This is a genomic window from Deinococcus marmoris DSM 12784 (assembly GCF_000701405.1).
GTDB classification, from domain to species: domain Bacteria; phylum Deinococcota; class Deinococci; order Deinococcales; family Deinococcaceae; genus Deinococcus; species Deinococcus marmoris.
The window spans coordinates 17,059-30,259 of sequence record NZ_JNIV01000029.1 but is presented as its reverse complement, the minus strand read 5'-3'; the positions used below and the strand labels follow the sequence as shown (position 1 = coordinate 30,259).

12 protein-coding genes are annotated in these 13,201 nt (G+C 65.0%); 6 read left to right on the top strand and 6 right to left on the bottom strand.

Annotated elements, in window-relative coordinates:
- Positions 1–30: 30 nt before the first annotated feature.
- Positions 31–624, top strand: coding sequence for a DoxX family protein (locus Q319_RS0108840; RefSeq protein ID WP_029481940.1), 594 nt, complete (start codon positions 31–33; stop codon positions 622–624).
- Positions 625–710: 86 nt separating this feature from the next.
- Entirely contained in the window at positions 711–1,265 is a 555-nt protein-coding gene (locus Q319_RS0108835; protein ID WP_051655229.1) for an MOSC domain-containing protein, read from the top strand.
- On the opposite strand, the gene Q319_RS0108830 is transcribed toward Q319_RS0108835, so the two are convergent.
- From Q319_RS0108830 to Q319_RS0108820, 3 genes are read right to left on the bottom strand one after another with little or no spacing between them, the layout of a single operon-like run.
- Complete coding sequence (locus tag Q319_RS0108830; protein ID WP_029481938.1) at positions 1,262–1,924, bottom strand: LrgB family protein; 663 nt, start codon at positions 1,922–1,924, stop codon at positions 1,262–1,264. The two genes, Q319_RS0108835 and Q319_RS0108830, sit on opposite strands and share 4 nt — an antisense overlap.
- Position 1,925: 1 nt before the next feature.
- Positions 1,926–2,333, bottom strand: coding sequence for a CidA/LrgA family protein (locus tag Q319_RS0108825; RefSeq protein ID WP_029481937.1), 408 nt, complete (start codon positions 2,331–2,333; stop codon positions 1,926–1,928).
- The gene (locus tag Q319_RS0108820; RefSeq protein WP_029481936.1) at positions 2,320–3,027 is read right to left on the bottom strand and encodes a 5'-methylthioadenosine/adenosylhomocysteine nucleosidase; all 708 of its coding nucleotides are present in this window, start codon (positions 3,025–3,027) and stop codon (positions 2,320–2,322) included. Before Q319_RS0108820 ends, Q319_RS0108825 begins: the two co-directional genes overlap by 14 nt.
- A 173-nt stretch (positions 3,028–3,200) precedes the next feature.
- On the opposite strand from Q319_RS0108820, the gene Q319_RS0108815 reads away from it, so the two are divergent.
- A complete protein-coding gene (locus tag Q319_RS0108815; protein WP_029481934.1) occupies positions 3,201–3,974 on the top strand; it encodes a methyltransferase domain-containing protein in 774 nt (257 codons plus the stop codon).
- 1 nt (position 3,975) lies between these two features.
- On the opposite strand, the gene Q319_RS0108810 is transcribed toward Q319_RS0108815, so the two are convergent.
- The gene (locus tag Q319_RS0108810) at positions 3,976–4,845 is read right to left on the bottom strand and encodes an EamA family transporter (RefSeq protein ID WP_034414389.1); all 870 of its coding nucleotides are present in this window, start codon (positions 4,843–4,845) and stop codon (positions 3,976–3,978) included.
- Between the two features lie 177 nt (positions 4,846–5,022).
- Entirely contained in the window at positions 5,023–7,548 is a 2,526-nt protein-coding gene (gene glgP, locus Q319_RS0108805) for an alpha-glucan family phosphorylase (RefSeq protein ID WP_029481930.1), read from the bottom strand.
- A gap of 471 nt (positions 7,549–8,019) precedes the next feature.
- Here glgP and Q319_RS0108800 point away from each other — a divergent pair, with 471 nt between their 5' ends.
- The 3 genes from Q319_RS0108800 to Q319_RS0108790 all read left to right on the top strand — a co-directional run bounded on the left by Q319_RS0108800 (position 8,020) and on the right by Q319_RS0108790 (position 11,741).
- Positions 8,020–8,502 (top strand): hypothetical protein, encoded by a 483-nt coding sequence (locus Q319_RS0108800; RefSeq protein ID WP_245619061.1) that lies wholly within the window; start codon positions 8,020–8,022, stop codon positions 8,500–8,502.
- Positions 8,503–8,571: 69 nt separating this feature from the next.
- Positions 8,572–11,334: a DNA polymerase I gene (polA, locus tag Q319_RS0108795; RefSeq protein ID WP_029481927.1), complete on the top strand. Its 2,763-nt coding sequence runs from the start codon at positions 8,572–8,574 to the stop codon at positions 11,332–11,334.
- Between the two features lie 68 nt (positions 11,335–11,402).
- The gene (locus Q319_RS0108790) at positions 11,403–11,741 is read left to right on the top strand and encodes a hypothetical protein (protein WP_051655228.1); all 339 of its coding nucleotides are present in this window, start codon (positions 11,403–11,405) and stop codon (positions 11,739–11,741) included.
- Positions 11,742–11,762: 21 nt separating this feature from the next.
- On the opposite strand, the gene Q319_RS0108785 is transcribed toward Q319_RS0108790, so the two are convergent.
- Positions 11,763–13,016, bottom strand: a complete 1,254-nt coding sequence (locus tag Q319_RS0108785) for an Nramp family divalent metal transporter (protein WP_281173831.1) — start codon at positions 13,014–13,016, stop codon at positions 11,763–11,765.
- Between the last annotated feature and the right edge of the window lie 185 nt (positions 13,017–13,201).

Below are 13,201 nucleotides of genomic sequence, written 5' to 3'. Positions count from 1 at the left end.
CTTTCAGCATCCTCCGAACAAGGAGAACCCATGACTCACCTGCCCACATCGCCCACCACCCTCAAGGAACCCGCCATCTCCCGGCTGCTATTTGCCGATCCGCGTCTGGCCCCGCTGTGGCTGTTGCTGCGCGTGTACGTGGGCTACGAGTGGCTCAGCGCGGGCTGGGGCAAGGTCACCAATCCCGCCGGGGTCTGGGTGGGCGAGAAAGCCGGGGTGGCCGTCTCGGGCTTTCTGAATGGCGCAATCGCCAAATCGGGGGGCGATAAGCCGGACGTGGCGGGCTGGTACGCGTGGTTCGTGGAAAATGTGGCGCTGCCTAACGCGGTGGCGTTCTCGTACATGGTGGCCTACGGCGAATTGCTGGTGGGCATCGCGCTGATTCTGGGTCTGTTCACCGGGATCGCGGCCTTCTTCGGCGGCTTTCTGAACGCCAACTTCCTGCTGGCAGGCACCCTGAGCAGCAATCCATTGCTGTTCATTCTGGCGACGTGGCTGGTGCTGGGCTGGCGCGTGGCTGGATGGTGGGGCCTGGACCGCTGGATTCTGCCGCGCTTTGGCGTGATGGAAAATTCTGACGCCGTCCCAGCCGGGCAGCGGCGACAGTCTGAGGCTGTTCGCTAGGGGCTGAAGCATCCTGGCAAGGGTGATCCGCGTGCCTGGCGTGTGGACACCTGCCGCCGGATGTGGCGGGTGCCATACTTTCCCATATGAACCTGCTGAGCGTCTGCGTTGGCGTGCCGCGCGCTGTACGGAGCAAATCCGGCTGGACCGGCATTCACAAGCAGCCCGTGGACGGTGCCGTGTTGATCGGACGGATGGGCTTGAGCGGCGATCACATCCTGGACACGGAAAACCACGGCGGCCCCGATCAGGCCGTCTATATCTACACCGGGCCGGATTACGCTTTCTGGTCAGCAGAACTGGGAAGGAAGCTGGAGCCGGGGACGTTTGGGGAGAACCTGCTGTTCTCTGCACTGGAATCCGCTTCTGTGCGGCTGGGTCAGCGGTTTCAGGTGGGCGGCGCACTGTTGGAGGTCACTTTTGCCCGCATCCCCTGCGTCACCCTGGCCGAGCGTATGGGTGATCCTGGTTTCGTGCGGCGCTTTCGTGAAGCTGGAAGGCCCGGCATGTACGCCCGTGTGATTCAAGAAGGCGAGGTTCGGGAAGGCGACACTGTGACCCTTGAAAACAGCCCTTCAAACGATGCGCCCACGGTGCTTGACAACTTTCAAGCCTTCTTCGCCAGCCAGAAAACTCACTAGCCCCGGCCCACGCCCGCCACCACAATCGTCACGATCAGCGCGGCCAGTCCCATACCAATAGAACTGGCCGCCCCGGTCAATTCACCTTCCTCGCGGGCACGGGCGGTGCCGACGCCGTGGGCCACCGCGCCAATCGCCAGCCCACGCGCCAGCGGATGCTTCACGCCGATCATGGTCAGGAATCCGGGCAAAATCAGCGCCCCCACCAGTCCCGACAGCACCGCCAGCGTAGCCGCCAGCGCGGGTGGCGCGCCCGTGAACTGCGCCAGTTGCAGGGCCACCGGGCTGGTGGCGGGGGCAGTCAGCAGCGAACGCTGTGCCTCGCTACTCAGTCCCAGCAGGCGCGAGAACAGCACGTCGGCCCCCACGCCCACCAGCGTGCCGCTCAGGCCACCGATGACCAGCGAGCGCCATTGCCGCGCCAGCAGCGCCCTAAGGCGGTACATCGGCACTGCCAGCGCCACGACTGCCGGGGCCAGCAGCACGGTCAGCGGCTGGACCTCCTTCAGATAGCTGGCGTGTGGGACGCCGCCGACGAGCAGCACCCCGGCGACGATCAGCGTAGCGATCAATGTGGGGTTGGCCAGCGGCGAGCGCACGCGCGTCTGCAAGACCACGCCCAGCGAGAAGGCGATCAGGGTCAGGGCAATCCAGGCCACGCTAAACCTCTGCCTCTGTCTTAAGTTCTGGCCGCGCCAGCCGCGAGGCCAGCACCCCGGCCACGCCGCCGCCCAGCAGCAGCCCCGCCGTCATCACCAGCAGCCATAGGCCCCAGTCGGCCCCAGCGGACAGATAGCCGATAAAACCCACCGTGGCCGGGACGAACAGCAGGCCCAGGATGCCAAGTAGCCCGTCGGCGGCGTCCGCGATCCAGTGCAGACGAACGATGTTCAGCCCCAGTGCCGCCCACAGCAGCGCCAGTCCCACCACCGAACCGGGGAGCGGCAGGCCCGTGACCGTTACCAGCGCCTGTCCGGCGGCAGAGAACCCCACCAGAATGCCCAGCCCCAGCACGAAGCGGACCGGGGCGGCAAGGCGGGCGGTGGTCAAGGCGTCATGTGCGGTCATCTTGTGTCGCGGTCAGCCGGGTTAGCATCCCACGCACTACGGCCTTGGCGTGGCGGGCCACCTGCGGCATGAACTCGCGGTAATCCACCCCGGCGCTGCCGTCCGCCGTGTCGCTGACGCTGCGGATGATCACGAACGGCACTCCGGCCTTGGCGCAGACCTGGGCCACCGCCGCCCCCTCCATCTCGGCGCAGGCGGCATTAAAGAGGGTCTGGAGCCGCTGCACGCTTTCGGGAGAGGCGATGAACTGGTCTCCGCTGGCAACGCGGCCCTCAATGACGCGCACGCCAGGAACCTCACCCGCCGCTTCCACTGCCGCTGCCCGTAGCGTTTCGTCGGCGGTCCAGGCGGGCGCTTCCCCCGGCACGGTTCCCAGCTCGTAGCCCAGTGCGGTCACGTCCACGTCGTGCTGCACGCAATCTGTGCTGACCACGATGTCGCCCACGCGCAGGTCCGGGTGAACGCCCCCGGCCACCCCCGTAAAGATGATCCGCGTGGCCCCCGCCGCCAGCAGATGCGCGGTGGTCAGCGCCGCGTTGACCTTGCCGATGCCCCCGCGCGTGAGCAGAATTTCGGTGCCGTCCAACTGGCCCCGGTACAGGGTTGCGCCGGGATAGGAGAGGTCCTGCCGCCCCTGGAGATCGCCCAGCAACAACTCAATTTCTTCGTCCATCGCGCCAATAATTGCCAACATTGCTGTGGAGTGTAAAGCATCGGCTGGAGGGCTGGGGAAACTGAGCTGGAAGGCGAACCCCTCAGGCCGCTACGCGGCCAGCTCCCCTTAAAAGGAAGACAAGAAGTCGCCTGAACCTTCTGTCACTACCAGAGTACGCACACTCAGTAAATCTGGTGGAATAATCTCGGCGCATGACCTGGAATCCTGACCAGTATCACCGCTTCAAAGACGCCCGCAGTGCCCCCGCCCGTGATCTTCAGGCCATGATTCCAGAGCGGGAATACGGCGATATCGTTGATCTGGGCTGCGGCACAGGCGAACAGGCCACGCAACTGGCAGCACGGTTCCCGGCGGCGCGTGTCCTGGGACTGGACAGCAGCCCGGAAATGCTGACTCGGGCGAGTGAACACAGCATCCAGAATCTCCGATTTGAACAGGGCAGCATTCTGGACCTGCGCGGCGACTTTGATCTGATCTATTCCAACGCGGCGCTGCAATGGCTGCCCGATCATCCGGCGCTGCTGGCCCAGATCTGGACACAGTTGCGTCCCGGCGGCGTGCTGGCGGTGCAGGTTCCGGCCAACCACGATCACGCCTCCCACCGTCTGCTGTCCGAAACGGCAGACCAATTCCGCGCCGAACTGGGCGGCTATACGCGCTTCGGTACAGCCCACCGCTCCTCCCCGGTACTGTCGCCCGCTGCCTACGCCGAAACGCTGGACGCGCTGGGAGCCGGTGAAATCACAGCCATCAGCAAGGTGTATCCGGTGATTCTGGACGGCGCGGCAGGTCTGCTGGACTGGACGCGTGGCACGGCGCTGGTTCCATACATCTCGCGGTTGGGTGAGGAGGATGGACAGCGATTTGAGGCGGCTTATCTCCAGAAATTGACGGACGCCTTTCCTGGCAAGCGCGTGTTCTATGCCTTCACACGGGTGCTGTTCGTGGCCTACAAGCCCACCTGAGTCAATTGACCGGCTCCACCATTGGCGGTGGGCGCGGCGTGGTCAGGTTGATGCCCGCGCTCGCGAAGATCACGCAGGCGATGGCCAGCCATTGCAGGCCCAGCAGCATCTCGCCCAGGAACAGCAGGCCGCACACCGCACCCATCGCGGGTTCAATGCTCATCATCACGCCGAAGATGCGCGGAGGGACCAGCCGCAGAGCACGCATTTCCAGGCTGTAGGGCAGGGCGCTGGACAGCGCGGCTACGCCCAGGCCGGTCAGCAGCACCCCCGGAGCCAGCAACGCCGTCCCCGCCTGCGCCACCCCGAACGGTACGCAGACAGCGGCGGCCACCAGCATGCCCACCGCCACCCCGGTGGTCCCCGACAGCCGCCGCCCCACCGTGCCGCCCAGCAGGATGTACGCCGCCCAGAACGCCCCCGCCACCAGCGCCAGCGCCACGCCAATGGGGTCCAGCGCGGCCCCGGTGCCGTGGGGCGAGATCAGCGCGATGCCCAGCCCGGCCAGTGCCACCCACAGAAAATCCAGTGCCCGCCGCGACAGCGCTGCCGCCAGGAGCAGCGGTCCCAGGAATTCCAGCGTCACGGCAATGGCCAGCGGCAGCCGCTCCAGCGACAGGTAATACGTCAGGTTCATCAGGCCCAGCACCGCGCCGTAGGGGATCACCGCCCGCCAGTCGTCACGGGTCAGCAGGCGCAGATTGGGCCGGAAGATCAGCATCAGGATCGCGGCGGCCAGTCCCACACGCAGGCCGGTGGTTCCCAGCGGGCCGATCAGCGGAAACAGCGACTTGGCGTAGGCCGCCCCTGCCTGAATGCTTAGCATGGACAGCAGCAGCGCCGGAATAGGAGGAAGGGAGAAGGAGCGCATCCGGGGCCATTATGGGGGTGTGGTGCACGGGGTGAGCGACGGCGTTCATCCTGGCTGAACAAGACAAAAAAAGCCCGCCGAAGCGGGAGCAGATATTTGGGCGGCGCTCTCCTGATGGTCAAAAGACACGGGCCGTGCAGATTGCGGCCCGCGTCTTTTGCCCTCAAGAGGTCAGGCTCAGCGTGCCGTGGCCCATTTGATCAGTCCGGCTTCCAGCTCGTTGCTCAGGCCCTCCATCTCGGGGATCATCCGCACGCCCACCGAGTACAGCCCGCTTTCTGCCAGCGGCACGTCGGCGCTGAAGGTGCCGTCGCCCCGGCTTTCCAGCGGGAAGCGCGTCAGGTGTCCGGCGCGGTTCAGCACGGCTTCCACGCGCAACTCGTCCAGGCTGATGCCTGCCGGGTTGACGCTGGCGCTGATCGGCGCGGTCTGGCCGGGGTGACAGGTGGCGGGCAGCTCGGCGTGGGCGGACAGACTGGTGTACGGCCACTGCTGGCGTACCCAGGTTTTCCATTCGGCAATCGCGTGCGCCTGCGCGCTGCCGTTGGCCGCCAATTCCTGTCCACGCGTGCCCAGCGGCAGGTAGAACTTCTGCACGTAATCAATGACCTGACGCTGCATGGAAAAGCGCGGGCTGACCGTTTCGATGGAGCGGCGCACCGAGTAGGCCCACGAGTCCTCGCCTGTGGCCTCGCCGTAGTAGCGCGGCACGATGTCGTCTTCCAGCGTCTGGTACAGGCTGTAGGCGTCGGCGTCGTCCTGAACGTTCAGGTCCGCGTACTCGCGTTCCTCGCCAATCGGCCAGCCGTTGGTGCCGTCGTACCCCTCGCGCCACCAGCCGTCCAGCACGCTGAAATTCGGGCTGCCGTTGAAGCTGGCCTTCATGCCGCTGGTCCCCGAAGCCTCCAGCGGGCGGCGCGGGTTGTTGAGCCAGATGTCCACGCCCTGCACCAGATGGCGGGCCACGTTCATGTCGTAGTTTTCCAGAATCACGATCTTGCCCCGGAACTCTGGCTCCTGCGACATCCTGTAGATTTCCTGAATAAACGCCTTGCCGGGGTTGTCGGCGGGGTGCGCCTTGCCCGCGAAGACGAACTGCACCGGGCGCTCCGGGTCATCCACAATGCGGGCCAGCCGTTCGCGGTCCCGGAATAGCAGCGTGGCGCGCTTGTAGGTGGCAAAACGCCGCGCGAAGCCGATGGTCAGGGCCTGGGCGTCCATCAGCGTGTCGGTGGCGGCCACGTCGGCGGCCCCCGCCCCGTTACGGAGCATCTGCTCACGCATCCGGGTGCGGATAAACGTGATCATCTCGCGCTTGGTTTCCAGTTGCACGTTGCTCAGTTGCGCGTCGGTCAGGCCGTCCACCGCCTTCCACATGGCCTCGTCTTCCAACCGCTCGGTCCAGTCTTTGGGAAGCACCGTGGACAGCAGATCGCGCATGGCCTGCGAGGTAAAGGTCAGGTTGTGCGCGCCGTTGGTGACGTGCCCAATCGGCACTTCCTCGGCCTCCGCACCCGGATACAGGAACTTCCACATGTCGCGGCTGACCTCGCCGTGCAACTCCGAGACGCCGTTGGCCGCGCGGCTCATCCGCAGCGCAAACACCGTCATGGAGAAGGCCGGGACCGTCTGGCCGTCCCAGTTCTGATCGTGGCGGGCCAGCTCGTACAGTTCCTCGCGCGTGGTGGACAGCAGCGCGGGCCAGTCGGCCAGATAGCGGTCCATCAGGTCATAGGCGAAGGCGTCGTTTCCGGCGGCCACCGGGGTGTGGGTGGTGAACAGGGTAGAACTGGCGACGGTTTCCAGCGCGGTGCGGAAGTCCAGCCCGCCCTCCACGTCCTCGCGGATGCGTTCCAGGCCCAGCAGGGCGGCGTGGCCCTCGTTCATGTGGTACACGGCGGCGGGGACTTCCAGCGCACGTAGCGCCCGGATGCCCGCCACGCCCAGAAGCACGTACTGCTGCACGCGCAATTCCTGGTTGCCGCCGTACAGGCGGGCGGTGAGCTTGCGGTCTTCCTCACTGTTTTCCGGCACGTTGGTGTCCAGCAGCAGCACCCGGATGCGCCCGATGATCAGGTTCCAGATGCGCACCTGAATCTCGCGGTTGCCGATGCGGACTGAGACCCGCGCCTCCTGGCCGTCCGGCGTGCGGGCCGGGGTGATCGGCAGGGTGGTCAGGTCCATCTCGTCGTAGGCCTCGTTCTGCCAGCCGTCCTTGTCGAACAGTTGCCGGAAGTAGCCCTGGTGAAACAGCATGCCCACGGCGGTAAACGGCAGCCCCAGGTCCGAAGCGCTCTTGCAGTGGTCCCCGGCCAGCACGCCCAGGCCGCCGCTGTAGATCGGCAGCGACTCGTGAAAGCCGTACTCCATGCTGAAATAGGCGATGGGCTTCATGTCCGGGGCGTTCTTGCTGGCCCAGGTTTTGTTCAGGTTCATGTAGGCGTCAAAATCGGCCATCACAGCCTTGTAACGGGCCTGATAACCCTTGTCGGCAGCCATCTCGTCCAGCCGGGTCTGCGGAACTTCCAGCAGGGTCCGCACCGGGTTCTGTCCGAAGTTTTCCCACACCTGCGGATCAAGTTCGCTGTACAGCGCCTGCGCGTGCGGGGTCCAGGACCAGTACAGGTTGTAGGCCAGCTCCGAGAGCCGCGCGATGGAGGGCGGCAACTGGGGCAGCACCGTGACTTTGCCAATGACGTTCATATGGATCAGAGCTTATCCCACAGACCCATCTGGAGACCGCGCTGTGGACGCTGAAAATAAGGGTTGTCCAGACAGATGCCGGGAGGCTGTCGGCGGTGTTTTCGCACCTATTTCGCGCGCTGATGCCCACAGCGAGGCAGGCGAACAGCCATGCGCGGCAGGACAAAGGGGCTATCCACAGGCACTTGCATTTCAGAAGGCAGCCACATCACCGAAGTAGCAACCGAAGGCCGTCGGGCGTAAAGCGCACGGGCCGCATTTAGCGTGACGGAGAAGGGCATCAGACCCGGAGGCCGCCGCCTTCCCCTGCCTCAAAAGCCCGAGAACCCCTGCCTAGCGCAGCGCCGCTTCCCCTGCCCCTCTGGGGGAGGGGGCTGGGGGGTGGGGCTGCCCGGACAAAATCTCAACCCAAAATCGCCCCATAATCACCCTGCACCAATCTTCCCCACGCCCCTGCGCTAGCCTCTGCCCGTGAGCGAGACCGAAGCCGAAACCCAGGCCCAGATGGATGAGGGAGACCGCCTGGCCCGCCATCTGGCCCAGACATTGGACGCCACATTGCACGATCAGCCGCGCCTGATCTTCCTGGGCCGCAGCCTCGCGCTGAATCTGGTGCGCGCGTTTTTGCCCACCGTCGAACATGTGAGCCAGAGAGGGGGAACGCCGCTTCACGCGCTCCTCGATCTGGATGAACGCGGGCGGGCAGTGGTCCAGACCGTTACGGCAGATGGGGAACTGAATGCCGTTCTCCCCGTGGACGACTTATTGCGCGATCTGCTGTTTGTGCGCGGCGTGCTGAATCCAGTGGTGCGCGGCCACCTTCAGGACGGCGTGAGCGGCGACGAACACCACGCCACCCGCGCCCTGGTGGCCTGCCTGAAAAGCCGCCCGGTGCTGGACGCGATGGGACGGCAGATTGGGGTGTGGATGGGCAAGCGCAGCCTCCGCCGCTGATCTGCCTATTACGCCCAGAGTAGAATTGTCCGTATGACCCCTCCCGCCTCCGACAAAATCGACGCTGACATGCCCGCGTCGGCTGCGCCCGAATCAGAGACGCCCGGGTCAGACACCTACAGGCCGGATACGCTGGTGCTGATCGACGGCCACGCGCTGGCGTTCCGCTCGTATTTTGCGCTGCCGCCGCTGAGCAACAGCAAGGGCGAGGCCACCAACGCCATCGTCGGCTTTCTGCGCCTGACCCTGCGCCTCGCCCGGCAGCGCAGCAACCAGATCATCGTGCTGTTCGATCCGCCCGTGAAGACTTTCCGGCACGAGCAGTTCGACGGCTACAAGTCGGGCCGCGCCGAGATGCCCAGCGACCTGCCCGGTCAGATTAACCGCATCCGCGAAATTGTCGATGCCATCGGCTTTCCGCGTCTGGAGGAACCCGGTTACGAGGCCGACGACGTGATCGCCTCCCTGACCCGCAAGGCCGAGGGCAACGGGATGCAGGTCCGCATCGTCACCAGTGACCGCGACGCCTACCAACTGCTGGATGACCATGTGCGCGTGATCAGCAACGATTTCCGGCTGATCGGCCCTGCCGAGGTGCTGGAAAAGTACGGCGTGACCGTGCGCCAGTGGGTGAATTACCGCGCCATGACCGGCGACGCCAGCGACAACATCCCCGGCGCGAAGGGCATTGGCCCCAAGACCGCCTCCAAGCTGCTTCAGGATTACGGCACGCTGGAAAAGATCTACGAGGCCGCCCACGCCGGAACGCTGGAGCCGAAGGGCACGCGCGAGAAGCTGCTGGCCTCCGAGAAGGACGTGCAGTTCAGCCATCAGATGTCGTGCATGGTCACGGACTTGCCGCTGGACGTGGAATTCGGGACAGGCCGCCTGCCGGGCAATCCCGCGCGTCTGGCTGAATTGATCGAGGAGCTGGGGCTGCACGCCATCGGGCGCGACATTGCCGGGCTGGGCGGTGCAGACGAAGTGGTTCCCGATGTGGACGAGGCCGCCGAGCCTCCCGCCGCTCTTGAGCCGCCCCGAGTCGAAGCGTGGCGCACCCCGAAAGAGGGCGTAATCTGGGGCTACGTCCTGTCGCGCGAGGATGACCTGACCGCCGCGCTGACCGGGGCCGCCACCTTCGAGCCGACGAAGGACGGGGCTGGAATCACCCGTGAAGCCCCCGCGCAGGAGCCGGAAGACTGGAAGAAGGCCGAGGCTGGCACGCCCGCGCCCAGGCTGTTCGACTCCAATGAGCCGCTGACCAAAAAAGAGCAGAAGGCCGCCGAGAAGGCCGACAAAGACGCTGAAAAGGCGTTGGCGAAGTTGCGCGGGCTGCACCCTGCCACCGTGGACGACACTGAATTCGTGGGCCAGCGCCAGGTCAACGCGGCGGGTGCAAAGGCCCTGGCCGCCCACCTGAGCGTGCGCGGAACCGTGGTGGAGCCGGGGGACGATCCGCTGCTGATGGCCTATCTGCTGGACCCCGCCAACATGAACATGGCACTGGTGGCCAAACGGTATCTGAACATGGCCTGGCCGGACGACGCAGCAGGGCGCGCGGCCATCACTGCCCGCCTGCTGACCGACCTGCGCCCCCAACTGGACGAGGCCCGCACCAAACTCTACGAGGAGATGGAAAGGCCCCTGGCCGCCGTCCTGACCCGCATGGAAGTGCGCGGCGTGCGCCTGGATTCCGAATATCTGCGCGGGCTGGCTGCCTCCACTGCCGCCCGCCTGGGGACGCTGGAGGCCGAGATTTTTACGCACGCGGGCCGCGAGTTTTCCATCCGCAGCCCACAGCAGCTTGAAACCGTGCTGTACGACGAACTGGGCCTCGCCAGCGGCAAGAAGACCAAACTGACGGGCAAGCGCAGCACCGCGATCAGCGCCCTGGAACCCCTGCGGGACGAGCATCCCGTCATTCCCCTGTTGCTGGAATACCGCGAGCTGGACAAGTTGCGCGGCACGTACCTGGAACCTTTGCCCAATCTCGTCAACCCGCTCACCAACCGCCTGCACACCACCTTCGCGCAGACGGCGGTGGCGACAGGACGCCTGAGCAGCCTGAATCCCAACCTCCAGAACATCCCCATTCGCTCGGAGGTGGGCCGCGAGATTCGCAAGGGCTTCATTGCCGACAAGGGTTTTTGCCTGATCGCCGCCGATTACTCGCAGATCGAGTTGCGGCTGCTGGCCCATATCTCCGGCGATCCGCTGATGCAGCGCGCCTTTCAGGAGGGCGCGGACATCCACCGCCGCACCGCCGCGCAGGTGCTGGGGCTGGACGAGGGATGCATCACCCCCGATCAGCGCCGCGCCGCCAAGACCGTCAACTTCGGTGTGCTGTACGGCATGAGCGCCCACCGCCTCAGCAACGATCTGCATATTCCCTACGCGGAGGCGGCCTCGTTCATCGAGATCTACTTCAGTACCTATCCGGGCATTCGCAAATATATCGACGAGACCCTGGAGTTTGGCCGCACGCACGGCTACGTGGAAACCATGTATGGCCGCCGCCGCTACGTGCCCGAACTGACCGCCACGAACCGCAACGTGCGCGAGGCAGGCGAGCGGCTGGCCTACAACATGCCGATTCAGGGCACGGCGTCGGACATCATCAAGCTGGCGATGGTGGGGCTGGACAAGGAACTGGACGCGCTGGGCGCAAGATTGCTGCTTCAGGTCCATGACGAACTGCTGATCGAGGCCCCCGAGGACCGCTCTGATGAGGTGGCGCAGATCACCCGCCAGATCATGGAGGGCGCGGCCACCCTGAGCGTGCCGCTGGCGGTGGAGGCCGGGGTGGGGCCGAACTGGTACGACGCGAAGTGAGGCTGGCGTCGCCCGTGGGTTGAACCTTCTGCCCTGCTTTGGCGTATCCCCGACATGAGGAAGCTGCCGTGCTGCAATCGCTGATCGCCTGGGTCTCCATGACCACCGTGACCCTCAGCGAGCAGTACGGCGTCAATCCGGTCATCTTCGGCGCGCTGTATTTCGGGACCATGCCCCTGTTCGCGCTGTCGGTGGCGTGGTGGATTCGCAGTTTCCGGCGAGGGGAGTCCAGCCTGTTCCCGGCAGCCGTCACAGGCGTGCTGTTCATCGCTGCCTACCTGTACGTGCTGGTGGCGGGACGCAATTTGCCCGTGTGGGTCTACGTTTTCATGGCCGCCATGCTGACTGTCGGTGGAATTTCAACCTGGCGGCAACTGAAGAAGGGCCGGGAGTCGGCGTCAGGCTGACCCGGCCCACCTTTCGTCGCTCTAGCCTCCGAAAAACGTCTGCGCCAGCAGAAAGACGTTCAGGCAGATGATCAGCGCGGTGATGCCCCAGCCCACCCACTTCCAGAAGGTGTTGATCACGAATTCGCCCATCTTGACCGGGTCACTGCTGAACATCATCAGCGGCACGACGGCAAACGACAGTTGCAGCGACAGGATGACCTGCGACAGGATGAGCAGTTGCCCGGTGCTGCCCTCACCGTAGATCTGGATGACGATCACGGTGGGAATGACGGCCAGCAGCCGCGTGATCAGGCGGCGCAGCCACGGCTTCAGGCGAATGTTGACAAAGCCTTCCATGACGATCTGCCCGGTCAGGGTGCCAGTCAGCGTGCTGTTCTGGCCCGAGGCCAGCAGCGCCACGGCAAACAGAATGCTGGCGGCCCCCACCCCCAGCAGCGGCGAGAGCAGTTTGTAAGCATCCTGAATTTCTGCGATGTCGGTGCGGCCCACCGCGTAGAAGGCCGCCGCCGCCAGAACCAGAATCGAGGCATTGATAAAAAAGGCGAAAGTCAGCGCGATGGTGGAATCGATGGTGAAGAACTTGATGGCCTCGCGCTTGCCTTCGGGCGTGCGGTCGTAGCCGCGCGTGTTGACGATGGCTGAATGCAGGTACAGGTTGTGCGGCATCACCGTGGCCCCCAGAATGCCGATCCCCACGTACAGCACGCCGGGGTCCAGCAGTTGGCGTGACGGCACGAAGCCCGCCAGCAGTGGTGCAAGTTCGGGCCGCGAAAAGACCATCTCGAAGATGAAGGCCACGGCGATGGTGGCGATCAAGGTGATGACCAGCGCCTCGATGTACCGGAAGCCGCGCTGTTGCAGCATCAGGATCAGCAGCACGTCGGCCACCGTGATGATCACGCCGATCAGCAGCGGGATTCCGAACAGCAGATTCAGGGCGATGGCCGTGCCGATCACCTCGGCCAGATCGGTGGCGATGATGGCGATCTCGGCGGAGATCCACAGGAACATGGCGGCGGGCTTGCTGAAGTGATCCCGGCACGCCTGCGCCAGATCGCGACCGGTGGCGACGCCCAGCCGCGCGGTCAGGGCCTGCAAATAAATGGCCATCAGCGAGGAAATTAAAACCATGCTCAGCAGCGTGTAGCCGTAAGCGCTGCCCCCGGCGATGGACGTGGCCCAGTTGCCAGGGTCCATATAGCCCACTGCCACCAGTGCCCCCGGTCCCAGAAAGGCCAGAAATCGCCGCCAGGGGGGCTTGCTGTAGTCGATCTTGATCCGCTCAACGTCGCTCAGCGACTCACCTCCTGCCGCCAGCCCTTTTCTTCAGTCACAGAAGAAGACCAGTGAAGAGGTGGACCTCCAGTGCAAGGAAGGTCGATGGGGGGTTGCCGTGGGCAGGTGGGGGGGGTGCTGCATTAAAAAGCATGGCGCACTTTAGTTCCACCTAAACCGGA

What these genes read in the sequence shown, in the direction of transcription:
- Q319_RS0108815 (WP_029481934.1), top strand. Translation starts at nt 3,201, where the DNA reads ATGACCTGGAATCCTGACCAGTATCACCGCTTCAAAGACGCCCGCAGT.
- Q319_RS0108820 (WP_029481936.1), bottom strand. Translation starts at nt 3,027, where the DNA reads ATGTTGGCAATTATTGGCGCGATGGACGAAGAAATTGAGTTGTTGCTG.
- Q319_RS0108825 (WP_029481937.1), bottom strand. Translation starts at nt 2,333, where the DNA reads ATGACCGCACATGACGCCTTGACCACCGCCCGCCTTGCCGCCCCGGTC.
- Q319_RS0108810 (WP_034414389.1), bottom strand. Translation starts at nt 4,845, where the DNA reads ATGCGCTCCTTCTCCCTTCCTCCTATTCCGGCGCTGCTGCTGTCCATG.
- Q319_RS0108840 (WP_029481940.1), top strand. Translation starts at nt 31, where the DNA reads ATGACTCACCTGCCCACATCGCCCACCACCCTCAAGGAACCCGCCATC.
- glgP (WP_029481930.1), bottom strand. Translation starts at nt 7,548, where the DNA reads ATGAACGTCATTGGCAAAGTCACGGTGCTGCCCCAGTTGCCGCCCTCC.
- polA (WP_029481927.1), top strand. Translation starts at nt 8,572, where the DNA reads ATGCCCGCGTCGGCTGCGCCCGAATCAGAGACGCCCGGGTCAGACACC.
- Q319_RS0108835 (WP_051655229.1), top strand. Translation starts at nt 711, where the DNA reads ATGAACCTGCTGAGCGTCTGCGTTGGCGTGCCGCGCGCTGTACGGAGC.